This is a genomic window from Streptomyces sp. NPDC059989, assembly GCF_042736975.1.
GTDB lineage: Bacteria > Actinomycetota > Actinomycetes > Streptomycetales > Streptomycetaceae > Streptomyces.
Map to the genome: position 1 here is coordinate 1 of NZ_JBHWUO010000019.1, position 23,361 is coordinate 23,361.

19 protein-coding genes and 1 pseudogene are annotated in these 23,361 nt (G+C 71.4%); 7 read left to right on the forward strand and 13 right to left on the reverse strand.

The window, feature by feature from the left end:
- Nucleotides 1–139 precede the first annotated feature (139 nt).
- The 3 genes and pseudogenes from ACFWBN_RS18625 to ACFWBN_RS18635 form a co-directional block, all read left to right on the forward strand.
- Nucleotides 140–1,891, forward strand: a pseudogene (locus ACFWBN_RS18625) (amidohydrolase family protein); the annotation flags it as partial.
- Nucleotides 1,888–3,363 carry an aldehyde dehydrogenase family protein gene (locus ACFWBN_RS18630; protein ID WP_385177922.1) on the forward strand — a complete coding sequence of 492 codons (1,476 nt, stop codon included), beginning with the start codon at nucleotides 1,888–1,890 and terminating at the stop codon, nucleotides 3,361–3,363. The pseudogene ACFWBN_RS18625 and the gene ACFWBN_RS18630, both read left to right, overlap by 4 nt.
- Nucleotides 3,364–3,594: 231 nt before the next feature.
- On the forward strand, nucleotides 3,595–5,160 hold the full coding sequence (locus tag ACFWBN_RS18635; RefSeq protein ID WP_385177924.1) for an APC family permease: 1,566 nt from the start codon (nucleotides 3,595–3,597) through the stop codon (nucleotides 5,158–5,160).
- 78 nt (nucleotides 5,161–5,238) lie between these two features.
- On the opposite strand, the gene ACFWBN_RS18640 is transcribed toward ACFWBN_RS18635, so the two are convergent.
- On the reverse strand, nucleotides 5,239–5,580 hold the full coding sequence (locus ACFWBN_RS18640) for a helix-turn-helix domain-containing protein (RefSeq protein ID WP_385177926.1): 342 nt from the start codon (nucleotides 5,578–5,580) through the stop codon (nucleotides 5,239–5,241).
- A complete protein-coding gene (locus ACFWBN_RS18645) occupies nucleotides 5,577–5,948 on the reverse strand; it encodes a type II toxin-antitoxin system RelE/ParE family toxin (RefSeq protein ID WP_385177928.1) in 372 nt (123 codons plus the stop codon). Before ACFWBN_RS18645 ends, ACFWBN_RS18640 begins: the two co-directional genes overlap by 4 nt.
- Nucleotides 5,949–6,082: 134 nt before the next feature.
- Here ACFWBN_RS18645 and ACFWBN_RS18650 point away from each other — a divergent pair, with 134 nt between their 5' ends.
- Nucleotides 6,083–6,373 carry a hypothetical protein gene (locus tag ACFWBN_RS18650; RefSeq protein ID WP_385177930.1) on the forward strand — a complete coding sequence of 97 codons (291 nt, stop codon included), beginning with the start codon at nucleotides 6,083–6,085 and terminating at the stop codon, nucleotides 6,371–6,373.
- A 6-nt stretch (nucleotides 6,374–6,379) separates the two neighbouring features.
- Here the strand turns inward: ACFWBN_RS18650 and ACFWBN_RS18655 are convergent, their stop codons facing one another.
- The 3 genes from ACFWBN_RS18655 to ACFWBN_RS18665 are packed head-to-tail and all read right to left on the reverse strand — an operon-like array spanning nucleotide 6,380 to nucleotide 7,892.
- On the reverse strand, nucleotides 6,380–6,778 hold the full coding sequence (locus ACFWBN_RS18655) for a VOC family protein (RefSeq protein WP_385177932.1): 399 nt from the start codon (nucleotides 6,776–6,778) through the stop codon (nucleotides 6,380–6,382).
- A 32-nt stretch (nucleotides 6,779–6,810) separates the two neighbouring features.
- A complete protein-coding gene (locus ACFWBN_RS18660; protein ID WP_385177934.1) occupies nucleotides 6,811–7,059 on the reverse strand; it encodes a DUF397 domain-containing protein in 249 nt (82 codons plus the stop codon).
- A complete protein-coding gene (locus tag ACFWBN_RS18665) occupies nucleotides 7,056–7,892 on the reverse strand; it encodes a helix-turn-helix domain-containing protein (RefSeq protein ID WP_385177937.1) in 837 nt (278 codons plus the stop codon). The genes ACFWBN_RS18660 and ACFWBN_RS18665 overlap by 4 nt, the downstream gene beginning before the upstream one ends.
- Before the next feature lie 126 nt (nucleotides 7,893–8,018).
- Between ACFWBN_RS18665 and ACFWBN_RS18670 the strand changes: the two genes are divergently transcribed.
- Nucleotides 8,019–8,459, forward strand: coding sequence for an ATP-binding protein (locus tag ACFWBN_RS18670; RefSeq protein WP_385177939.1), 441 nt, complete (start codon nucleotides 8,019–8,021; stop codon nucleotides 8,457–8,459).
- A 27-nt stretch (nucleotides 8,460–8,486) separates the two neighbouring features.
- Here the strand turns inward: ACFWBN_RS18670 and ACFWBN_RS18675 are convergent, their stop codons facing one another.
- The 6 genes from ACFWBN_RS18675 to ACFWBN_RS18700 form a co-directional block, all read right to left on the reverse strand.
- Complete coding sequence (locus tag ACFWBN_RS18675) at nucleotides 8,487–9,347, reverse strand: TIGR03619 family F420-dependent LLM class oxidoreductase (RefSeq protein WP_385177941.1); 861 nt, start codon at nucleotides 9,345–9,347, stop codon at nucleotides 8,487–8,489.
- A 103-nt stretch (nucleotides 9,348–9,450) separates the two neighbouring features.
- Nucleotides 9,451–11,622, reverse strand: coding sequence for an acyltransferase family protein (locus tag ACFWBN_RS18680; RefSeq protein WP_385177943.1), 2,172 nt, complete (start codon nucleotides 11,620–11,622; stop codon nucleotides 9,451–9,453).
- Nucleotides 11,606–12,736 (reverse strand): sugar phosphate nucleotidyltransferase, encoded by a 1,131-nt coding sequence (locus ACFWBN_RS18685; RefSeq protein WP_385177946.1) that lies wholly within the window; start codon nucleotides 12,734–12,736, stop codon nucleotides 11,606–11,608. The genes ACFWBN_RS18680 and ACFWBN_RS18685 overlap by 17 nt, the downstream gene beginning before the upstream one ends.
- 57 nt (nucleotides 12,737–12,793) lie before the next feature.
- Nucleotides 12,794–13,987: a glycoside hydrolase family 113 gene (locus tag ACFWBN_RS18690; RefSeq protein ID WP_385177948.1), complete on the reverse strand. Its 1,194-nt coding sequence runs from the start codon at nucleotides 13,985–13,987 to the stop codon at nucleotides 12,794–12,796.
- Between the two features lie 11 nt (nucleotides 13,988–13,998).
- Complete coding sequence (locus ACFWBN_RS18695; protein ID WP_385177951.1) at nucleotides 13,999–15,390, reverse strand: glycosyltransferase family 2 protein; 1,392 nt, start codon at nucleotides 15,388–15,390, stop codon at nucleotides 13,999–14,001.
- A 175-nt stretch (nucleotides 15,391–15,565) separates the two neighbouring features.
- Nucleotides 15,566–16,795 (reverse strand): ADP-ribosylglycohydrolase family protein, encoded by a 1,230-nt coding sequence (locus ACFWBN_RS18700; RefSeq protein ID WP_385178085.1) that lies wholly within the window; start codon nucleotides 16,793–16,795, stop codon nucleotides 15,566–15,568.
- Nucleotides 16,796–17,372: 577 nt separating this feature from the next.
- Here ACFWBN_RS18700 and ACFWBN_RS18705 point away from each other — a divergent pair.
- On the forward strand, nucleotides 17,373–18,458 hold the full coding sequence (locus tag ACFWBN_RS18705) for a tyrosine-protein phosphatase (RefSeq protein WP_385177953.1): 1,086 nt from the start codon (nucleotides 17,373–17,375) through the stop codon (nucleotides 18,456–18,458).
- Nucleotides 18,459–18,554: 96 nt separating this feature from the next.
- Here ACFWBN_RS18705 and ACFWBN_RS18710 read toward each other — a convergent pair whose 3' ends face one another.
- A complete protein-coding gene (locus tag ACFWBN_RS18710; protein WP_385177955.1) occupies nucleotides 18,555–21,146 on the reverse strand; it encodes a bifunctional FO biosynthesis protein CofGH in 2,592 nt (863 codons plus the stop codon).
- Between the two features lie 40 nt (nucleotides 21,147–21,186).
- Nucleotides 21,187–21,969, reverse strand: a complete 783-nt coding sequence (locus ACFWBN_RS18715) for an SDR family oxidoreductase (RefSeq protein WP_385177957.1) — start codon at nucleotides 21,967–21,969, stop codon at nucleotides 21,187–21,189.
- A 192-nt stretch (nucleotides 21,970–22,161) separates the two neighbouring features.
- Between ACFWBN_RS18715 and ACFWBN_RS18720 the strand changes: the two genes are divergently transcribed.
- Nucleotides 22,162–23,361, forward strand: a complete 1,200-nt coding sequence (locus ACFWBN_RS18720) for an NAD(P)/FAD-dependent oxidoreductase (protein WP_385177960.1) — start codon at nucleotides 22,162–22,164, stop codon at nucleotides 23,359–23,361.

Genomic DNA, 23,361 nt, shown 5'->3' on the forward strand with positions numbered 1-23,361 from the left:
GGCTGGATGTGCCTCCGGCAGCGGCCATATCCAGCCCCGCCGGCGTTTGAGGCGCGGGGTCTGGGGCGGAGCCCCAGCAGCGGCGCCGCACCCGGACCTCGCACCCGCATCCGCACCCGCACCCGCGAGACCGCAACCCAGAAGGGACGTCATGCTCGACCACCTCATCAAGGGCGCGACCGTCGTGGACGGCACCGGCACCCCCGCCCGCGTCGCAGACGTCGGGATACGCGACGGGCGGATCGTCGCCATCGGCGACCCCGGCACGGTCACGGAAGAGGCCCGCACCAGCGAGGACGCCACCGGCCTGGTCCTCACCCCCGGCTTCATCGACCCCCACACGCACTACGACGCCCAGCTCTTCTGGGACCCGTACGCCACCCCCTCCATGAACCACGGCGTCACCACCGTCGCCGGCGGCAACTGCGGCTTCACCCTGGCCCCGCTCAACCCGGCCCGCCCCGAAGACGCCGACTACACGCGCCGCATGATGAGCAAGGTCGAGGGCATGGCCCTCAAGGCCCTGGAGGAGGGCGTCGACTGGACCTGGTCCACCTTCGGCCAGTACCTCGACGCACTCGAAGGCCGCATCGCCGTCAACGCCGGCTTCATGGTCGGCCACTGCGCCCTGCGCCGCCACGTGATGGGCGAGGACGCCGTCGGCGGGCAGCCCACCCCCGAGCAGATGCAGCAGATGCTCGACCTCTTCCACGACGCCATGAACGCCGGCGCCTGGGGCCTGTCCACCACCCAGTCCTCCACCCACTCCGACGGCGCCGGGCACCCGGTGGCGTCCCGGCACGCGAAGCCGGAGGAGCTCCTCGCGCTCTCCCGCGCCGTCGCCGACCACGAGGGCACCCAGCTCGAAGCGATCGTCGCCGGCTGCCTCGACCAGTTCGCGGACGAGGAGATCGACCTCTTCGTCGACATGAGCGCCGCCGCCGGGCGGCCCCTCAACTGGAACGTCCTCACCATCGACGCCTCCGTCCCCGAGCGCGTCCCGCGCCAGCTGATCCCCAGTGAGCGCGCCCGCAAGGCCGGCGGCCGGATCGTCGCCCTCACCATGCCGATCCTCACCCCCATGAACATGTCGCTCGGCACCTTCTGCGCGCTCAACCTCATCCCCGGCTGGGGTGAGGTCCTCGGCCTGCCCGTCCCCGAGCGGATCGAGAAGCTCCGCGACGCGGACGTACGGGCCGAGATGCTGCGCCGCGCCGAGAGCAAGGAGGCCGGCGTCTTCCGCCGCCTCGCCAACTTCGGGCGCTACGTCATCGGCGACACGTACAGCAAGGAGAACGAGGGCCTCTCCGGCCGGGTCGTCAACGACATCGCGGCCGAGCGCGGCCAGGACCCCTTCCACTGCCTGGTGGAGATCTGCGCCGACGACGACCTGCGTACGGTGCTCTGGCCGATGCCCACCGACAACGACCCGGCGAGCTGGGCCCTGCGCGCCGAGACCTGGCAGCACGAGGACGTGATGCTCGGCGGCTCCGACGCCGGCGCGCACCTGGACCGCATGTGCGGGGCCCCGTACACGACCCGCTTCCTCGGCGACTGCCTGCGCGGCCGCAAGCTGGTCCCGCTGGAGCAGGCGGTACGGATGCTCACGGACGACCCGGCCCAGCTGTTCGGGCTGCGCGAGCGCGGCCGGATCGCCGAAGGCTTCCACGCGGACCTGGTGCTCTTCGACCCGGAGCGGATCGAGGCCGGCCCGGCGACGCTCGTGCACGACCTGCCCGGGGACAGTCCGCGGCTGGACGCGCGGGCCATCGGGATCGTGTCGGTACGGGTCAACGGCGTGGAGACCATCCGCGACGACGAGGTGACGGGCGCGATACCGGGCATCGTGCTCCGGTCGGGCCGGGACACGAGGACGGTGAGCACCCGATGACCGAGGCGCAGCGGCTGTACGTCGGCGGCGAGTGGGTGGAGCCCGAGGGCGGCCACTACGAGGTGGTCAATCCGGCGGACGAATCCGTGGTCGGTCTCGCACCGGAGGCCTCGCGCGCCCAGGTGGAGGAGGCGGCGCGCGCCGCGGCCGGGGCCTTCGAGGCCTGGTCCCGTACGAAGCCGGAGGAGCGGGCGGCGATCCTCGACCGGGCCGCGGACATCATGCAGCGCGAGTACGAGCCGTGGGCCGCGCTGGCCCAGGCCGAGACGGGCGCGCCGACCGGGATCGCGCGCGGCATGCAGGTCGGGGTCGGGGTCTCCCGCTTCCGGCGGTACGCGAAGGGTGCCCTGGAGCCGGTGGAGCGGGGTCTTCCGCCGCAGGTGACGGAGGCCGGCCCGATGGGGAAGGCGAGCATCCTGGGGGCGCTGGAGGTGCGCCAGCCGGTCGGCGTGGTCACCTGCATCACCTCCTACAACAACCCGTGGGCGAATCCGGCGGGCAAGGTGGCCCCGGCCCTGGCCATGGGCAACACGGTGGTGGTCAAGCCGGCCCCGCAGGATCCGCTGTCGGTGTTCAAGATGGCCGAGGCGCTGCACGAGGCCGGGGTCCCGGCGGGCGTGGTGAACGTGGTGTCGGGCACCTCGGTGGAGGTGGGCGAGGCCGCGGTGGACTCCCCGTACGTGGACATGGTGTCCTTCACCGGCTCCACGGCGGTCGGGCAGCGCATCGCGGAGGTCTGCGGCCGGACGATGAAGCGGCAGCTGATGGAGCTGGGCGGCAAGGGCGCGGCGGTCGTCATGGACGACGCGGACCTGGACGCGGCGGTGATGGGGATCGGGACGACCTTCTCCTTCTATTCCGGGCAGATCTGTACGGCTCCGACCCGGGTGATCGCGCACCGGGCGGTGTACGACCGGCTGATCGAGAAGCTCACCGGCTACCTGGCCTTCATGAAGGTCGGCGACCCGGGGGCGGCGGGCACGGTGGTGGGGCCGGTGATCTCGGCGGCGCACCGGGACCGTGTGGAGTCGTACGTCGAGCTGGGCCGGAAGGAGGGGGCGCGGATCGCGTACGGCGGCGAGCGCCCGGTGGTGGGGGAGGGCCGCGGCTTCTACGTGGCGCCCACCCTCCTCGTGGACTGCAGCAACGACATGCGCGTGGTCCGGGAGGAGATCTTCGGCCCGGTGGTCGTGGTCGTTCCCTTCGACGGGGACGGGGCGAGCGGGGAGGACGAGGCGGTCAGGCTGGCCAACGACAGCGATTTCGGCCTGCTGAGCTACGTGTGGTCCGGGGATTCGGCCCGCGCGTTCCGCGTGGCGCGCCGGCTGCGGGCGGGCGGGGTGGGGGTGAACACCATCGGCCGCAACATGGAGGCACCCTTCGGCGGCTTCAAGAAGTCGGGCGTGGGAAGGGATGTGGGCTCATACGCCCTCCATGCCTACAGCGAAACCCAGTCGATCGTATGGGCTTGACCAAATGTTGACCTGGAAAGTTTGAAACCGCCCAAAACGGACACAGCTGCGGTTTCCGCATGGCGAAAGCGAACGTCCGGGCCCGCCGAAACAATGATCGGCGGGTTCGTGAACCTTTCATTGCGCGATCGTGAACTCTCTCGGCCTCAAGATTCCAAGGCAATTTGGGCCGTGGAGATCCGGACCTTAGACCTCCGGATGTGGAATACGCACCGTCTAACGTCCTGACTCATGACTCAGCTGGACGTTCGGCCTCAGGTCGGAGACACGGTAAGCGGCGTCGCCGAGGGCGACGTTCGCGGCAAGGGCCTCGGCAAGGGGTCCGTCGGACTGGTGGGCAGTGCCGTCATCGGCATCTCCACCGTCGCCCCCGTCTACTGCCTGACCTCGACCCTCGGCTCCACCGCCGGTGAGGTCGGCATGCAGATGCCCGCGATCTTCCTCGCCGGCTTCCTCCCGATGCTCCTGGTGGCCTTCGCCTACCGCGAGCTCAACAAGGCCATGCCGGACTGCGGCACCTCCTTCACCTGGACCGTGAAGGCCTTCGGCCCGCGGATCGGCTGGATGTGCGGCTGGGGCCTGGTGATCGCCACGATCATCGTGCTCTCCAACCTCGCCGGCGTCGCCACCTCGTACTTCTGGCTGCTGGCCGGTGAGATCACGGGCAATCCGTCGATCGCGGCCCTGGACGACAACAAGCTCGTCCACATCGCCACCTGCCTCACCCTGATCGCGGCCGCCACGGCCATCAGCTACCGCGGCATGACGGCCACCAAGGGCGTCCAGTACGCCCTGGTCGGCCTCCAGCTCGCCGTGCTCGCCATCTTCGTCGTCATGGCCTTCCAGAAGGCCTCCGCCGGCACCTTCGACACCGGCCTGGACTTCTCCTGGTCCTGGATGAACCCCTTCGCGGTCGAGTCCATGGCGGCCTTCACCGCCGGACTCTCGCTCTCGATCTTCATGTACTGGGGCTGGGACGCCTGCCTGGCCACCAACGAGGAGACCACCGGCTCCGCCAAGACCCCGGGCCGCGCCTCGCTCATCGCGATGGTCGTCCTGGTCGGCTCCTACCTGGCCACCGGCATCGCCGCCCAGATGGCCGTCGGCTCCGGCGGTGAGGGCCTGGGCCTCGGCAACGAGGAGACCTCCGGCAACGTCTTCGCCGCCCTCGCCGGCCCCGTGATGGGCCCGGTGCTCGGCATCCTGCTCTTCGTCGCGGTCCTGGCCTCCGCCGCCGCCTCCCTGCAGACCACCTTCATCCCGGTGGCCCGCACGGTCCTGGCCATGTCGACGTACGAGGCGCTGCCGCCCTCCTACGCCAAGGTCCACCCGAAGTTCAAGACCCCGGGCCGCGCCACGGTCATGGCGGGCCTCGCCACCGGCGCCTTCTACACGGTGATGACCCTGGTCAGCGAGAACGTCCTGACCGACACGATCTTCGCGCTCGGCCTGATGATCTGCTTCTACTACTCGCTGACGGCCTTCGCCTGCGCCTGGTACTTCCGCAAGGAACTCGGCCGCTCCGCCCGCGACCTCTTCTTCAAGGGCGTCTTCCCGATCCTGGGCGGCGTGCTGCTGGCCGCGGTCTTCTTCAAGACCCTGTACGACGCCTGGGACCCGTCCTACGGCTCCGGCTCCCACATCCCCGGCCTCGACGTCGGCAACGTCTTCGTCATCGGCGTCGGCCTGCTGGCCCTCGGCCTGGTGATCATGTTCGTCACCGAGCGCCGCAGCCCCGCCTTCTTCCGCGGCGAGGTCCTCACCACGTCCACCCCGGCCCTGGTCGTCGAGGACTGACCCCGGGCGCCCCGCGCCCCCACCAGCCGAGTCATCCCCGCGGCCCCGGATCGTCCCCCGATCCGGGGCCGCGGGCGTTCACCCGAGAACGTACTGCTCGTCCCCGAACTCGGCCACGATCTTCAGCTTGCCGCCAAGGGCGCGCACGTAAGCGGCGAGGGTCTCGACCTCGCTGCGCTCTAGTTCGCCGCTCTCGATCCGCGAGACGCGAGCCTGGGTGACCCCCATGGCCTCGGCGACCTGAACCTGTGTGGTGTGCTGCCGCTTGCGCACCTCCGCCAGGCGGTGGGCGCGTACGACGGAGATCATCTCCGCGGCGCCGCGGTCGATCTCGGCCCGCTCGGCGGGAGAGAAGCCGAATTCCTCGACGAGGTCGTCCCAGCGGGCAGCCTGGGTGGGGCGCTCGGGTTTCTGGCTCATGGTGTGTCCTCCTCCGGTTGCGTCAGGTAATCCTCGTATGCCTTCTCGGCTTGGGGGATCGCGGAGCGATACCACCCCTGCCAGTCGCCGGTTTTGTCCCCACCGACGAGGAACACCGCGCGCCGCAGTGGGTCGAAGACGAACAGCAGCCGCACTTCGCTGGCGCCGGCAGACCCGGGTCGAAGCTCCTTGAGGTTGGTCAACCGGGATCCCTTGACGGTGTCCACCAGGGGGCGGCCCATGGCCGGTCCTTCTTGCCGCAGAGCGGTGATGGCCTTGCTGATCTGGATGAGTGGAGGGCGGTCGCTTTGGCGCAGAGTGTGCAGCCAGGAAAGAGCAGGCTCCACGACGATCACTTCCCAGTCCACGGACCTTCCTCCGAGTATGACAGGTGCAGCATATTACGCAAGTGTCATATCGATGGCTCGGGATCCGCGGAGGCCTCACTCCAAAGGGGGTCGGAGAGGGTGACCCGGGGAGCGGCGGGGTCGTTGGGCGGGGCATGACTGCCATCAAGCGCACCCTTGCCGCCCTGGTCCTGTCCGGGGGCGCAGCCCTCGCCCTCACCCCCGTTGCCGCGCACGCCGACGAGCGGGCCATCGAGGGGCCGCCCATCACCCAGCGGGTCGGCGAGATCGTCAACCGCCCCGGACAGACCGTCGACGACGCGAAGACGGCGGTCGGAGTCACCGCCGGCGCCGTCGGCTCCGCCTCGAAGGCGACGGACAGCTCCCTGTCGGGCACCGGGACGGCCCTCAAGAACGGGCTGCCGAGCGCCCCGAAGATCGGCTGACCGGGCCTAGCCCCAGGTACGGGAGCAGAGCACGAGCCGGTAACCGTCGGGGTCCTCGACGGTGACGCCCCACTCGTCCCAGTACGGGTTGTGGGCGGCCACGCGGGTCCCGCCGTGGTCGACGAGGCGCTGGACGAGGGCCTCGTCCGGCGCCTCGCCCAGGTAGACCACGAAGAGGTCGTCGACGGTGGGCGCGGGCGCGATCGGGTGGTCGGCATCCCGGGTCAGCTCGAAGTGCCAGCCGCCCCCGGCCGGACCGACCATCAGCAGGTCGTGCTCGCCGGGCCCGCTGTTCTCGCTGCGCCACAGCACGTCGAGCCCGAGGCCGTCGACGTAGAACCGCTCGACGGCCTTCAGGTCCAGGGAGGGGCGGGCGACACGGATGTGGGTACGTGAATCGATCATGGGATCAGCGTACGAAATCCCGTGCGAGCGGGTCAGCGACCGCCCGTCACCCCACCGAGGAACCCGGCCCAGGCGCCGGCGCCGACGGCCAGCTCCGGACCGGCCGCCACCTTGGAGTCCCGGATGTGGACGGTGTCGGCGCAGGTGGCGACCTCGACGCAGCTGTCGCCTTCGCTGCCGCTGTATGTGGACTTGTGCCAGGAGAGCGCGACCTCGACGCAGCTGTCGCCGTCACCACTGCTGTAGCTGCTCTTGAACCAGCGGAGTTGGGAGCTGTTCACAGGGATCCTCGCAATCGCATCAACAGGCCCGCGCTGTCCGCAGGATTGAGGGCCTGGATGCGAAGTTTGGCATACCGCTGGTGGAGCAGGCTGATGTCTTTCAGGTCGGTTAGCACCCGACCCGACTGCTGGCCCTCGCTGTACCCCGCCCATTCGTGATCCTCGGTTTCGAGGAGCTGGAAAGAGCCGCCGAGGCCCGCGTGGTCGGGGCTGATCAGCGGCATGATCTGCAGATCGACGTTGGGCAGTCGGGCGCACTCCAGCAGGTGGTCGATCAGCTCGCGGGTCACCTCGGGGCCGCCGGTCTGCCGGAGGATCACCGCCTCGTCGATGATGAAGCTGAAGACCGTGTACGGAGTCCGGTACAGGAGTCGCTGTCGGTTCAGTCGGGCCGTGATGCGGGCCTCCGCCTCCTGGGCGGTGGGCGGCGGCAGGACGGCCTCGACCAGGGCGCGGGCGTAGGCCTCGGTCTGTAACAGGCCCGGAATCGACCGTGATTCGTAGGTATTGAGGGTGCGGGCCTTCTCCTCAAGCTCCGCCCACCTCCTGAACCACTTCGCCAGCCCCCGTCGCCGCGTCAGCTGGTTGGCCGCGATCCGGATGACCCCGAAGGCATCCAGCGCCACCTCCACGCGGTCGACGAACCGCGTGGACGGGTGGCGTCGGCCCTGCTCCACCGAGCCCACGTACTGGACCGAGTAGCCGATCTGGTCGGCCAGTTGCTCCTGGGTCAGGCCGGCCCGTTTGCGGGAGGCCTTCACCATCTCCCCGAAACTCCGCAGGTCGTTGTCCGGCTCTACCTCGCCGTCACCGCTCTCGTCGGCATGCGTCATCGCGGTCACCTCCGCAAACAGGTTCACGGACGGTGACCGCTACTGTCCAGAGAGTGGGCTCGTACAGTTGAAAAGTAGTAGGTGACGTGCTGGGAACTCCCCTGGTCGCGCGGGACGTTGTGCACCATGACCGCACCCTCCGGCCCCGCCGTGGCCTTCGTACGCACGTTCACTCAGCGTTTCAGCTGCACCCGGCGCGGGGCCCGCCTCGCCCGGCAGTTGGCCCTCGTGGAGCTGCACGCGTGGGGGATTCCCGAGTCCACCGCGCTCTCCGTCGATGCCGGGCTGCTGGTCGCCGAGCTCGCCGCCAATGCCGTCACCCACGGCCGGGTGCCCGGGCGGGACTTCGAGCTCCGGATGACCCTGCTGGCGGGCGTCCTGCGCATCGAGGTCTCCGACGCCCGCCGCGACCGCCGCCCGGCCCTGCGGCCGCACGCCTACCAGGCGGAATCCGGCTACGGCCTCCGCATCGTCGACGCCGTCGCCACCGACTGGGGCGTCCTCGACCGCCTGATCGGCAAAACGGTCTGGGCCGAGCTGAGCGGTCGGGGAAGCGGGACCCCGTGAACGCCGCCCCTGCGCACGCACCGCAGGTCAGAGGTACTGGGCGAAGTCGTCCAGGGTGCGCAGGACCTCCGCCTCCGGGGCCGAGGGGAGTTGCAGGACGACCTCGTCGAGGCCGAGGTCGGCGTAGTGGGCCATCTTGCCGGGCGTGGGCTGGACGGCGTACGGGATCACCTGGAGGGTCTTCGGGTCGCGGCCGGCGGTCTCCCAGATCTGACGGAGCACCGGCATGGACTCGGTCAGGCCGCGGCCGCCGATCGGGAGCCAGCCGTCGGAGTGGTCGGCGATGGCGGCGAAGAGCTTCGGGCCGGCCGCGCCGCCGATCAGGGTGCGGGGGCCGTACAGGGGGACGCCGGGGCCCAGTTCGCGCGGGGCCTGGGCCGGCTTCGGGTGGGCGGCGCTGGCCTGGACCGAGGAGTACTCGCCGACGTACGCCGTGGGCTCGGGGGCCCACAGGGCGCGCATCAGCGCCATCCGGTCGCGGACCAGCTCGCGGCGGGTGCGCCACTCGACGCCGTGGTCGGCGGCCTCCTCCACGTTCCAGCCGTAGCCGATGCCGAGGGTGAACCGGCCGCCGGACAGGTGGTCCAGCGTGGCGATCCGCTTCGCGAGGTCGATCGGGTCGTGCTGGGCGACCAGGGTGATCCCGGTGCCGAGCCGGAGCCGCTCGGTCACGGCGGAGGCCTGTCCCAGGGCCACGAAGGGGTCGAGGGTGCGCCCGTACATCTCGGGGAGGTCGCCGCCCATGGGCGCGCCGGTGTCGCGGCTGACCGGGATGTGCGTGTGCTCGGGGAGGTAGAGGCCGGAGAAGCCCCGCTCCTCCAGGCTCCGGGCGAGGCGGACGGGCGAGACGGTGCGGTCGGTGAGGAAGATGGTCGTGGCGATCCGCATGGCTTCAGGCACCTCCGAGACGTGGGAACCGCAACGGTACGGGGTGAGCGTACGAATGTTGAGGGGGCGTCAGAGGGCAGGCCGGTACCGGCGGGGGCCGCGATCAGGCCGGCTTCTTCTCCGTGTCGACGGCCTTGTGCAGTTGCTCCTCCAGCCACGGCGTGACGTGGGCCATGCCGTCGGAGGTCAGGTGGACGTCGTCGCCCGCCGGGTACATCCGCTTGCCGCGCGGCGTCTTCTCCTGGCACGGGCGGCCCTCGGGGCACAGGAAGCCCGCGAAGTCCACCAGCCTGAGCTGCGGCACCTTGGCGGTGGTCACGTACTGGCTCACCACGGCGTTGAAGCAGCGCGCCCACTCGGGGGTGGTGGCGCCGGTGCCGGTGCGCTCGTTCATCAGCAGGATCGGGACGTTCGGGTCCGCCTCCCGCCACTGCGTCACGGCGGCCTTGAGCCGCTCGGTGTAGCGGGTGCGGTAGTCGGCGTCGCAGGGGGACATCCACGTCCCGTCGCCCTTGACGTCCTGGAGGGTCGCGTCCCAGCCGATGTGGACGACCACGGCCTGCGGCTGGTGTTCCCGGATCAGGTCGGACCACGTCCCGACGGACTCGCGGCACTCGTCGGAGTTCTTGACGACGAGGTTCTGCCGGTCCTTCACCCGGTTCGCGCCCATGAGGCCGCAGCCCGCGATGCCGCCGTCGATGACGCCGAAGTCCTTGCCCTGGGTGCTCAGCCCGGTCGCGAGGTCGTTGGCGAGCGAGTCGCCGGCCGTGATGACGAGCGGCTTGCCGCCGGGCCGCATCTCCTGCTCGGTGTAGGTCGGCAGGTAGTACGCGCCGGCGGTGATGGCGACGCAGGCGACGGCGATGAGCGGGACGGCGCGCAGCGGCCGCCAGTCGCGCAGCCGGAGGCGTTCGGTGACGACGTAGTGGAGCAGCAGCGCGAGGAACCAGGTGATGCCGCCGCCCACGATCAGCAGGGCCCACGGCTTGACGTCGGGCTGGCCCTTCTGGAGCAGCCAGTAGATCGGCAGGTGCAGCAGGTAGATCGTGTACGAGAGCTGCCCGATCTCCGTGATGATCTTCCCGGAGAGCAGCTTGACCAGGGGCCCCCGGTCCGTGCAGAGCACGGCCGCGAGCAGCGCGACCAGCGCGGCGACGACGGCCAGTCCGCCCTGGTACAGCCAGGGCTTGTGGTAGCTGTCGACGAGGACGCTGAGGGCGACGATGGCGACCAGGGCGAGGATGCCGGTCGCCGTCAGGAGCGCGGTGACCGCGCTCGACGGCTCGGCGGTGGCGCGTGCGTCCGGTGCCCCGGCGCGCTGCCCGTCCGCCCTGCGGTGGATCAGGTGGACGATGCAGGCGGCCGCGGCGCCCGCCATGAAGGCGACGGCCCGCGTGTGGGTGCTCAGGTACATCTCGTCGGTGTTCGTGCCGGTGAACAGCAGCGGGGCGACGGCCGCCGAGCCTGCGAAGAGCAGGACGACGAAGACGGTCACGGCCGCGATGCGGCGGCGGCAGACGAGGCAGAGGATGCCGAGCACCAGCGGCCAGACGAGGTAGAACTGCTCGGTCACGCTCAACGACCACATGGCGGCGAGCGGGTCGATCGTGCCGTTGCCCTCCCAGTACGCGTTGCCGTTCGCGAGCTGGGCCCAGTTGGCGTACTGGAACAGGGAGGTGATGGCCTGGTGTGAGATGGTCTTCGCTTCCCGCAGGGTGCCCAGCAGGTACGCCAGGGCGACCACGGCGGTCAGGATCACCAGCAGGCCGGGGATCAGCCGCTTGAAGCGCCGCTTGTAGAAGCGGAAGAGGCGGATGCGGCCGGAGCGCTCGACCTCGCGGACGAGGAGCAGGGTGACCAGGAAGCCGGAGAGGACGAAGAACGCGTCGACGCCGAAGAGTCCGTTGGCGAACCAGCTCGTGTGGTAGAGCAGGATGGAGATGATCGCGATGCCGCGCAGGCCGTCGACCGCGGCGAAGCGGCGGGCCGGGGCGGGCTCGGGAGCGGCGGGCTGCGGCTTCGGCTGCGGAGCCGGCTCGGCGGGGGCCGGGGTGCGGGCGGCGTACTCGTCGTGCCGGTCGAACCACTCGGCGGCCGGGACCTGCGGGGCCTGGTGGCGGGTCCACTCGTTGTCGGCGTAGGGGTGCGGCTGCTGCACCACGCGCAGCTGGAACGTTTCGTCCACCGCGTGGTCCTGGCCCTGGCCCTGGTCCTGGTCCTGCCGCTGCCACTCGTCCGGGTAGGGCCGGAGCTCTCCGTCAGAGGGCCGCTGCATGGCGCACTCCGCTCTGGGCGGGGACCGCGGGACGCGGATCCGGCGAGAAGCGGACGGAATCCGGGGCGAGGGTGGCGTCGTTCCACAGACGCAGGCCGGTCCTGAGCTCGTTGCCGCTGCCGACGCGGGCCCGGTCGCCGATGACCGCGCAGTCCAGCACCGTGCCCGCCCCGATGACCGCTCCGGCCCCGATCACGCTGTCGTGCACGACCGCCCCGGCCTCCACGACGGCGCCGTCGAGCAGGATGCTCCCGCTGACCTGTGCGCCGCCGTGCACCGTGGCGCCGGGACCGATGGTGCTCCCCCCGAGCACCACCGCGTCCGGGGCGACCCGGCAGCCTTCGAGGAGCAGCGCCTCACCGCACGGCCCGGGCAGGGCGGGCGAGGCGACCCGGCCGAGGACGAGGTCGGCGGAGCCGCGTACGAGGGTCGCCGGCGTGCCGAGGTCCAGCCAGTACGCGTCGTCCGTGACGCCCAGGACGCGGGCGTCCGCGGCCAGCAGCCCGGGGAAGGTCTCGCGCTCGACGGATACCGGCCGTCCGGCCGGTATGGAGTCGATGACCGAGCGCCGGAAGACGTAGCAGCCGGCGTTGATCTGGTCGGTGACGATCTCGGCCGCGCTGGTCGGCTTCTCCAGGAAGCGCAGCACCCGGCCGTCGGGGCCGGTCGGCACCAGACCGTAGGCGCGCGGGTCGTCCACGCGCGTGAGGTGCAGGGTGACATCGGCGTCCGCGGCGCGGTGCCGCTCGACGAGCCCGGAGATGTCCGTGCCGCTCAGGATGTCGCCGTTGAGGACGGCCACCGGGCTGTCCGGGCCGCCGGTGAGCCGCTGCGCCGCGTTGCGTATCGCGCCGCCGGTGCCCAGCGGTTCGGTCTCGGTGACGTATTCGAGCCGCAGCCCGAAGCGGGAGCCGTCGCCGAAGTACTCGCTGAACGTCTCGGGGAGGTAGGACGTGGCCATGACGAGGCGCTCGATGCCGGCGGCCCGCGCACGGGCCACGAGATGGGCGAGGAACGGGACGCCGGCCACGGACACCATGGGCTTCGGCCGGCTCAGGGTGAGCGGCTGGAGTCTGGTGCCCTTGCCGCCGACAAGGAGGATCGCTTCGTTCATGGGTGCTGATTCCTAGGGAATGCAAAGAGGAGAGGAAGAAGAAGGGGGAGCCGCGACTCAGCGCAGCCCCGCCCACTGCCGGAAGCAGGCCGACACGGATTCCTCGGCCGGCCGGCCCAGGAAGGAGTCGTGGCTGTCGTTCTGCGCGTCGGATGCGGCCGGGTCCTTGTGGAAGTCGAGCTTCCACCAGTACAGGCCGGCCATGCCGCGGGCCTGGGCCACCTGGCAGACGGCATCGAACCAGTTCTTCTGGACCTGGAGGTTGAGGGGGGCGGTCTTTCCCGACCAGGCGCCTGGATGCCCGTAGCCGCCGTTCTCGGCCGGCGCGCCGACCTCGTACAGCAGGGTCTTGTCGAGCTTTCCGGGTCCGACGCCCTTCTTCTTCGCGAGCCAGGTCTGCCAGCCCTCGACGACCGCGCTGACCGGCGCGTCGTCCTTGAGCTGCTTCAGCGGGAAGAAGGCGTCCACACCGACCGTATCGACCGGCATGGTGAGGTCGCGCTCGACGAACATGTCCCAGTTGACGGCGTAGTTGATCTCACCGGGGAAGGACTGCCGCGCGGTGGTGATGACACCCTTCCAACGGGCGTCGTTCTCCAGGGTGGAGAGCTCCGTCCCGATCACGAAGGTCTTCACCTTGTGCTGGGCGGAGAGCTCCAGGTACGGCTTGAGGAACTGCTGGTACGAGGCGAACCACGCGGCCGGGTCGGCCGGCTTGATCTTGCCGCGCCAGGCGAGCGGGTCCTGAGCCATCAGCGACTGCTCGTCGAGCAGCGGCCGTACGGTCGTGCGCAGCCCGCTGGCCTCGGCCTCGTCGAGCAGGATGCCCAGGTGGGCGATGCTCGGCGTGACCGGTCCGGCCTCGACCTTGCTGGCGGTGATGCCCTTGGTGACGAAGGGGAAGGAGATCGAGACCGAGTTCATGTCCCGGCCCACGATGTAGTCGACGATCCGGCGGGCCTTGGTCCGTACGGTGGCGTCCTTCTCGGCCGGGTCGGCGTACCAGAGGACCTGGGCGCCCAGTTGCGGGTCGCCTTCCTTCCAGGGCTTGGTGACCTGGGGGGCGGAGGCGGGCGCGGACGCGGCGGCCTTGGGGGCGCCGGCGGTCTCGGGACCGGGCGATGCCGCCGGGTCGTCGAGGAGCCCGCAGGAGGAGAGGGCGAGTACGAGGACGGCGACGAGCCCGGCGACGAGGGCCGAGGACGAGGGCGAGGACGAGGGCGAGGACCGGGGTCTCCGGGAAGTGGGCATCGGGGCTCTCATCAGGCCGGCTTCGCAATGACGACGAACTGGTTCTCGGTGCCGCGCAGGTAGCGCAGCAGGCCCTTGAAGGAGCCGACCGCCTCCCAGATGGCGAAGAAGGGCATGAGCAGGAGCACCACCGGCGGCTCCCACCACAGGCGGCGGCCGTTGTCCGAGACCGAGGCGTTGATCTTCAGGCCTTCCCAGTACATCCACACCGCGTAGCCCATGGTGATGGCCCACAGCGGCAGGATCCACGGGCTGACGGGCGAGGTGTTGATGTCGCCCATCAGCGCGCCGGCCGCGAGGATCACGGCGACGTGCTGGAAGGGACCGATGACCCACGTGGTCACGCTGTACATCAGCAGGGCCCGGGAGCTGCGCGGCAGCGACTTGTTGAAGGCCAGGCCGACCAGGCCCCAGGACCAGCGCTCGCGCTGCTTGAGGAAGTCGCGCATGTTGGAGGGCGAGGCGCCGTAGCTGCGCCCGGAGAACCAGTCGCTGCGGCCCTTGTACATGCTGGAGAAGACCAGGGCGAGGTGGGCGTCCTCGCAGATGGAGTCGGGCCCGAAGTCCCAGCCGATGGTCGCCTCGATGGAGGAGCGCATCAGCAGCAGTTCGCCGTGGAGGCCGACGAGCGGGGTGCCGCCGCCGGTGAGCACCGCGAAGCGGGCGATGTCGTCGGCGGGGCGGATGGCGTCGGCGAGCCAGGTGAGGCGGTTGACGGCGTTCTCGCGGGGATAGGTCAGCATTCCCTGGGCGAGGTGCTTGGCGTCGTCGCCGGCGCGGCGCTGGGCGTTGATGAACCGCGCGACCTGCTGGGCGGTGTCGGGGCCCACGCCGGTGTCGTCGTCCATGTGCAGGACCCAGACGTCGTCGACGGCCTCGCCCTCGGCGATGCGCAGTTCGTGCGAGTAGTGGTTGGCGCGGGCCTTGAAGCGGGTGCCGTTCGGCGTCTTGTACGCCTTCGGAACGGTGACCACGCGGATCAGGGGGTGCGTGGCGGCGAGCGCGTCGATGCGCTCGGCGGCCTCGCAGCCCTCCTCGGTCAGCACCTCGATGCGCAGGTCGTGGAACCAGGCGGGCATGAACTCGCAGTACGACAGCACCGAGCGCTCCAGGGCGGGGTACGTGTCGTGGCGCCCGATGGTGGGGACCAGCACGATCAGCCGGTCCTCGGACACGGGCTCCGGGGGTGCCCAGTCGCGCTGCCGCTTGACGCGACGGCGCGTCAGCAGGGCGCCGACGATGCCGACGAGCGAGCTGGCGAGGGGGAGGGTCCACAGGATGGTGACGGCCCAGCCCATGAGGGTCTGCTCGTCGTAATAGAGCCAGGACGAAAAAACATAGGCGGCTATGCCCGTTATGAAGAAAGGAAGAAGGCTGGGCTTCCAGGACGCCTGACGCTGCATCAATCTGCCTGCGCGGCGGGCTCTGGGTGCCACGGCACGCCCTGTGGAATTGATCATGAACTCCGCCCGGTCACGCGGCTAATGCATAGCGCTTTTTTATCACGAACTGGAGTACGGAACTCCGTGCGGCCAGGGGGTGGTTGTGCTCGTAACGGTCAAATGGTATTCGGCAGGGCTAAAGCGGGGGATACTTGTCCATCCAGCCGGGAACGGAATGGGCCGCGCCGTGCAGGGCCGGGCCCTGGGTCATCTCCAGGGCGAAGTCGTCGGCGAGTTCGAGCAGCGTGGCGCGGCCTTCGAGCTCGGCGAGGCGGGCGGCCGGGAGGGCCGTTTCGCCGTGCAGGGCGCCGAGCAGGGCGCCGCAGAGGGCGCCGGCAGCGGCCGGGTCCCCGGCGTGGTCGACGGCCAGTTGCAGTCCGTGCGCGATGTCCTCGGCGACGAGGGCGCAGTAGACGGCGACGGAGAGGGTGTGCTCGGCGTCGGCCGTGGGGGAGAGGGCTTTGATGCGCTCGGGGGTGGGCGGGCCCTGGGTGACGGCCGAAAGGGCCCGCTGGAGCGCATCGGTGACGGGCTGGTGGCCGGGGCGGGCGGCGAGCAGGCCGAGGGCGCGCAGGACGGCGGAGTCGGGGGAGTCGCCGCGGGTCAGGCCGTGGACGATGACGGCGAAGGCGCCGGCCGAGAGGTAGGCGCCGGGGTGGCCGTGGCTCTGCGCGGCGCACTCGACCGCGAGTTGGAGGACGAGGGCGGGCTCCCAGCCGACGAGCAGCCCGAACGGCGCCGAGCGGGTCGCGGCGGCCGCGTCCCCGGCGGTGGGGTTCTTCGGCTTGTCGAGGGTGCCGATGACGTCGTCGGCGAAGCCGGTCATGGAGGCGCGGTCGGGGTTGCGGCGGGTGTAGAGCCACTCCTGCTGCGCGAGCCAGCCGTTGTCCTTGCGGCGCTCGTCGGGACCCCAGTCGTGCTGGGTGGCGGCCCAGCGGAGGTACGCCCGGTGGATGTCGGTGGGCGGATGCCAGGCGCCGGTGTCCCGGCGCACGTGGGCCCGTATGAGCCCGTCCACGGTGAAGAGCGTGAGCTGCGTGGCGGCCCCGATGCGCCCGCGCGCGCCGTACCCGGCCGTCCCGTACCCGGCCGTCCCGTACCCGGCCGTCCCGTCCGCCGCCCGGCCCGGCCCGCCGAAGCCCGCCCCGAGCCCCGGCCCGCCGAAGCCCGCCCCGAGCCCCGGCCCGCCGAAGCCCGCCCCGGCGGCGGGGCCCTGCCCGGCGGCGCGGTCCGGCCCGAGGTCCGTCGCCCGGCCCGGCCCGGTGGGGGTCCCGAGGGCGTCGCCTATCGCGGCGCCGAGCAGCGTGCCGCGTACCCGGCTGCGGAAGTCCTGCTGCTCGAAGCGCCCCCACAGGCCGGTGCTCACCCCCGACGTGCGCGGCCCGGCCGCCGCCGGGCCGCCACCGCCGGCGCGGGGCACGCCGCCCTGCGCGGCACCGGCCCCCTCGGACGCGGGGTCGCCCGTGGGGCGCGCGCTGCCGGCCAGGGCCCCCGTGGCGCCGACCGCGCGCAGCGCGCCCGGCGGGCCGGGGGTGCCCGTGGTGTCGGATCCGGGCAGGGCGCCCGCAGGTCCGGCTTCGCCCGGTACGTCCGTACCGCCGCCCGTCCTGTCCGTCCTGCTCGTACCGATCACTACACCCGCTCCGGCTGTCGCGTCCATCGCCGCCACCGTCCCCCCGACCGTGCCTGCACTGGCGCGCACTTTAGTGGACAGGTTCGGCCGAAATCCGAAAGGACCGTGTCAAGCGGCCCGTAAGTGCGCGGAGAACGGCCGGAATCCGAACACTTTCGGCCGCCATCTCGATCGGCGCCGGCCGGCGACTTCGGCCTCCCGCCTGGCCGACGGCAGCCAGTGGCACGTTTTGCCAGTCGCCTTCGAGACGGCCGGTTCCGGCCACACCTCGTTCATCCGACGTTTCCCGCGGCCGCCCAGCCTCGGAGGCATGAAGAAGGCACTCCTCGCCGCGACCGTCGTCGCCTCCGCTCTCACCGCCGCCCTGGTCGTGGCCCCCGCCGCCTCCGCCTCCGGCTGGGACCACCTCCCCTGGTCCGGCCACCAGCACGACCGCTCCTCCATACCGTTCACCGAGGCCACCGTCACCGCCGGCGCCGACGGCTCCTTCACCCTGAAGTGGAAGGCCGAGGGCACCAAGCGCGTCGAGATCAAGGCGAACGGCAAGGTCGTCGCCAAGGGCGGCGCCCAGGGCCAGGCCGTGGTCACCGGGCTGCCCGCGGCCGACCGCCAGTGGTTCGACTTCAAGCCGGAGCGCGGCGAGGGCCTGCGCCTCGCCGACCGCCTGATCAAGCTGGACGGCGCGGTCAACTTCCGCGACGCCGGCGGCTACCGCACCACCACCGGGCAGTGGGTCAAGATGGGCGAGGTCTACCGCTCCGACGCCCTCAACAAGCTGACCGAGAACGACCTGGCCAAGCTCCAGCGCCTGCGCGTCAAGACGGTCTTCGACCTGCGCATGCAGGACGAGCGCACCAAGGACGCCGACAAGGTCCCTGCCGGCGCCACCTACGTCGTCGCCGACGTCTTCGCCGGCTCCGGCTCCTTCCAGACCATGCCCAAGACCCCCGACGAGGCCGTCAGGGCCATGGTCGACGCCGAAAAGGCGATGGTCAGCGGCGAGGGCGGCAAGAAGGCCTACACGCAGGTCTTTGAAGGCATCGAGCGCGACAAGAGCCGCTCCGTGCTCTTCCACTGCACCGCCGGCAAGGACCGCACCGGCTGGGCCAACGCCGCCCTGCTGACCGCCCTCGGCGTGCCCCGCGAGACCGTCGAGGCCGACTACCTGGCCAGCAACGACTACCGCAAGGCCGCCAACGACGCGATCCTCTCCCACCTGCCCGCCCAGCAGGCCGCCGTCTACAAGCCGATGCTCGACGTGCGCCCCGAGTACCTCAACTCCGGCTACGACGAGGTCAAGGCCGCGTACGGCTCCTTCGACCGCTACCTGAAGGACGGCCTCGGCGTCGACTCCCACGAGCTGAAGCAGCTCAAGAAGGACCTCCTCGTCGGCTGACCCCGACCCGAGCCGCCGACGGACACGTGGCGAGCCCGGCCGGAACACCCCCTCCGGCCGGGCTCTCACGCGTGCTGTGGATCAGGTCGGGCCGGGTCAGTCCAGTACGGGCAGCAGCTCCGGCAGGTGCCCGTCCGAGGCCCGGGCCGCCCGCTGCCGCTCCTCCGGGACCTCCCCGTACAGCGTCGTCCGCGCCTTCGCGGGCCGCCCCGCCGCCTCCGCGACGGCGATCAGGTCCTGCACCGACTTGTACGAGCCGTAACTCGACCCCGCCATCCGCGAGATCGTCTCCTCCATCAGCGTCCCGCCCAGGTCGTTCGCCCCGGACCGCAGCATCTCGGCCGCGCCCTCCGCGCCCAGCTTCACCCAGCTCGTCTGGATGTTGGGGATGTACGGGTGGAGCAGGATCCGGGCCATCGCCGTCACCGCCCGGTTGTCGCGCACCGTCGGACCGGGCCGGGCTATGCCCGCCAGGTACACGGGCGCGTTGGTGTGGATGAACGGCAGCGTCACGAACTCCGTGAAACCGGCCACGCCCTTGGCCAGCGCGGCCTGCTGGATCCGGGCCAGCGTGCGGAAGTGCCCGAGCCAGTGCCGGGGCTGGTCCACGTGCCCGTACATCATGGTCGACGAGGAGCGGATCCCGAGCTCGTGCGCCGTGGTGATGACGTCGATCCAGTCCGCCGTCGGCAGCTTGCCCTTGGTCAGCACCCAGCGGACCTCGTCGTCCAGGATCTCCGCCGCCGTCCCCGGGATGGAGTCAAGACCGGCCTCCTTGGCCGCCGTCAGCCAGTCCCGTACGGACATCCCCGTACGCGTGGCGCCGTTGACGACCTCCATCGGGGAGAAGGCGTGCACGTGCATGCCGGGGACCCGCTCCTTCACCGCCCGCGCGATGTCGAAGTACGCCGTCCCGGGCAGGTCCGGGTGGATGCCGCCCTGCATGCACACCTCGACCGCGCCCACCTCCCAGGCCTGGGCGGCCCGGTCCGCGACCTGGTCCAGCGACAGGGTGTAGGCGTCGGCGTCCGTGCGGCGCTGCGCGAAGGCGCAGAAGCGGCAGCCGGTGTAACAGACGTTGGTGAAGTTGATGTTGCGGGTGACGATGTAGGTGACCTCGTCCCCGACCACCGACTTCCGCAGGTCGTCCGCGATCCGGCACAGCGCGTCCAGCGCCGGCCCGTCCGCGTGCAGCAGGGCCAGCGCCTGCTCGTCGCCGAGCTTCGTCGGGTCGTCGGCGGCCTGCGCGAGCGCGGCCCGTACGTCCGTGTCGATGCGCTCCGGAACCATCCCTGGGGCCGCCGCCTCGCGCAGCGCTTCCCAGTCCCCGTAGACGAGGTCGAAGTCCTCGCGCCGGTCGCCCGTACGGCCCTCGGTGTCGATGGTGGCGTGCAGATCGGTGCGCCCGTACGCCGTGAACCCCTCGTCCGGTTCCTGCCACGGCCGCCCCTCGACGGGGGCGGATTCATCCGCCAGGCCGGTTTCCGCGTCGGCCAGCGCGCGTACGTGCGGCAGCAGCCGGGGGTCCAGCCAGGGCTCGCCGCGCTGCAGGAACTCCGGGTAGATCGTGAGGCGTTCGCGCAGCTCGAAACCGGCGGCGGCGGTCCGCTCGGCCAGCTCCTCGATGTGCGGCCAGGGGCGCTCGGGATTGACGTGGTCCGGGGTGAGCGGCGAAACCCCGCCCCAGTCGTCGATGCCCGCGCCGATGAGCAGCGCGTACTCGGCGTCCACCAGGTTCGGCGGCGCCTGTATCCGGGCGCTCGGGCCCAGGATGTGGCGGCCGACGGCGATGGCGGCGGCCAGCTCCTCCAGCTCCGCGTCCGGCATGCCGCGCATGGCGGTGTCCGGCTTGGCGCGGAAGTTCTGGACGATGACCTCCTGGATGCCGTGGTAGCTGCGCTGGATCCGGCGCAGCTCGAAGAAGGCGTCGGCGCGCTCCTCGTACGTCTCGCCGATGCCGATCAGCACCCCGGTGGTGAACGGCACGTTCGACCGGCCAGCGTCCTCCAGCACCCGCAGCCGGACGGCCGGCTCCTTGTCCGGGGAGCCGTGGTGGGGGCCGCCGGGCTCGGACCACAGGCGGGTGGCGGTGGTCTCCAGCATCATGCCCATGCTCGGCGCGACGGGCTTGAGCCGCTGCAGATCGGACCAGCTCAGCACCCCGGGGTTGAGGTGCGGCAGCAGCCCGGTCTCCTCCAGCACCCGGATCGCCATGGCGCGCACGTAGGCGAGGGTGTCGTCGTAGCCGTGCGCGTCGAGCCACTCGCGGGCCTCGGGCCAGCGGTCCTCGGGGCGGTCGCCGAGCGTGAAGAGAGCCTCTTTGCAGCCCATCGCCGCGCCCTGGCGGGCGATGTCGAGGACCTCGTCGGGGGAGAGGTACATCCCGTGGCCGCTCCCCCGCAGCTTGCCGGGGACGGTCACGAAGGTGCAGTAGTGGCACTTGTCGCGACAGAGGCGGGTGAGGGGGATGAAGACCTTGCGGGAGTAGGTGATGACACCGGGCCGCCCGGCGGCGGCGAGCCCGGCGTCTCTCACCCGCGCGGCGGACGCGGCGAGGTCCTTGAGGTCCTCGCCGCGCGCCTGGAGGAGTACGGCCGCCTCGGTCGCGTCGAGCGCGACGCCGTCGCGGGCCCGCCGGAGCGCGCGGCGCATCGCGTTTTCGGTCGGAGCGTCACTCGGAGTGGTCATGGGCCGAGCATACGATCCGCCCGTACGGGCACGGGGAGGGTCACCGCATCACCTCACCGGCGTTGACCAGCAGCGACTGGCCGGTTATCGCCCGCGCCCGGTCGGAGGAGAGGAACACGGCGGCGTCGGCCACGTCCCCGTCGGTGGCGAGGTCGGGCAGCGCCATGCGCTGCGTCAGCCGCCCGTGCACCTCGTCCTCGCTCACGCCCTCCGTGTGCGCGGTGAAGGTGACGAAGGCCTGCACCGGCGGCCCCCACATCCAGCCGGGCAGCACGGTGTTGACCCGGATCCGGTGCGGGCCGAGCTCGCGGGCCATGGAGTACATGGCCGAGGTCAGGGCCCCCTTGGAGGCGGCGTAGGCGGCCTGCTGCACCTCGTTGGGCGCGGCGATGGCGGACTGCGTCCCGATGATGACGACGGCCCCGCCGTGCTCCTTGAGGGCGGGCAGACAGGCGCGGGTCATCCGCAGGGTCCCCAACAGATTCACGTCGATGATCTGCTGCCAGGTCCCGAAGTCGGCGTCCTCGATCCCGCCGAAGTACGAGTCCCAGGCGGCGACGTGCACGACGGCGTCGACCCCGCCGAACCGCTCGACGGCCAGCGCGGCGAGTGCCCGGCACTGGGCCTCGTCACCGATGTCGGTGGGCAGGTACGCGGTGTGCGCCCCGTCGGGATCGATCTCGGCGGCGGCCTTGGCCACATTGGCCTCGGTCCGCGCCCCGAGCACGGCGTTGCCCCCGTCCCGCACCACGGCCGCGGCCACCTGGTGCCCGAGGCCGGCCCCGACGCCGGAGACGATGACGGTCTTCCCTTGAAGCAGCATGACGAGCCTCCAGGCGGGCGCTGTATCTGACGGCCCGTCAGGCTAGAGGAGCGGCGAAGCCTTGTGAAGGCCCGCGGCGCCCCGGGGGGCGACCGCCGATGCCGGAGGCGGCGAAGTGACCTGCCTCACACCCTGTCACAACGGCCCACCCCCCGGTGTCTTGAGGCCGAACCCCTTCCGAAGGAGAGCACGATGACCGAGAACACCGAAGTAATCGTGATCGGCGGCGGATACGCCGGAGTCATGGCCGCCAACCGCCTGGCCCAGCGCGACGACGTGACGGTGACGCTCGTCAACCCGCGCCCGGACTTCGTCCACCGGATCCGCCTGCACCAGCTGGTGGGCGGAACCGACGCCGCTGTCGTCGACTACCGGGAGGTCCTGGCCGAAAGCGTCCGGCTCCTGGTCGACACCGTTGACCGGATCGACGCGCCCGAAGCCGGCCTGATGCTCCGGTCGGGCGGCACGCTCACCTACGACCACCTGATCTACGCGGTGGGCAGCGGCAGCGCCGACCCGCAGGTCCCGGGGGCGGCCGAATTCGCCCACCCCCTCGCCACCTTCGAGGAGGCGACGCGGCTGCGGCCGATCCTCGACAGCGCGCCCGCAACGGCCGCGGTCACGGTGGTCGGCGCCGGCCCGACCGGCATCGAGACCGCCGCCGAACTGGCCGAGGCCGGCCGCGCCGTGACCCTGGTCTGCGGCGGGGTCCTCGGCCCCTACCTCCACGCCCGGGGCAGGCGCTCGGTCGCCAAGACCCTGGCCAAGCTCGGCGTCACCGTCCTCGACGGCCCCGACACCAAGGTCACGGCAGTGACCCGCGACACCGTGGAGCTCAGCGACGGCCGCGAGCTGCCGAGCCACGTCACCATCTGGACCGTCGGCTTCGGCGTGCCGGACCTGGCCGTGCGCAGCGGCCTGACCACCGACGCCCAGGGCCGCCTGCTCACCGACGAGACGCTGACCAGCGTGGACGACGTACGCATCGTCGCGGCCGGCGACTCGGCGGCACCGTCGGGCCTGCCGCTGCGCATGAGCTGCCAGGCCGCGATGCCCATGGGCGCGCGGGCCGCCGACACGGTGCTCAGCCGGATCGCCGGCGAACGGCCCGACACCCTCAACCAGTCCTTCGCCGCCCAGTGCATCAGCCTGGGCCGGCGCACCGGCATCTTCCAGTTCGCCACCCGCGCCGACGTCGCGGTGTGGTTCAACATCGACGGCCGGCTGGGCGCGAAGCTCAAGGAGACCGTCTGCAAGGGCGTCGTCAAGCACCTGGCCGACGAGGCCCACAACCCCGGCGGGTACCGCCTGCACCGCATGTCCGGAGGCGACACCCGCCGGCAGCTCCTCCAGGCGGGCGGGCCGAGCCCCGCACTCGCCCACACCGAATGA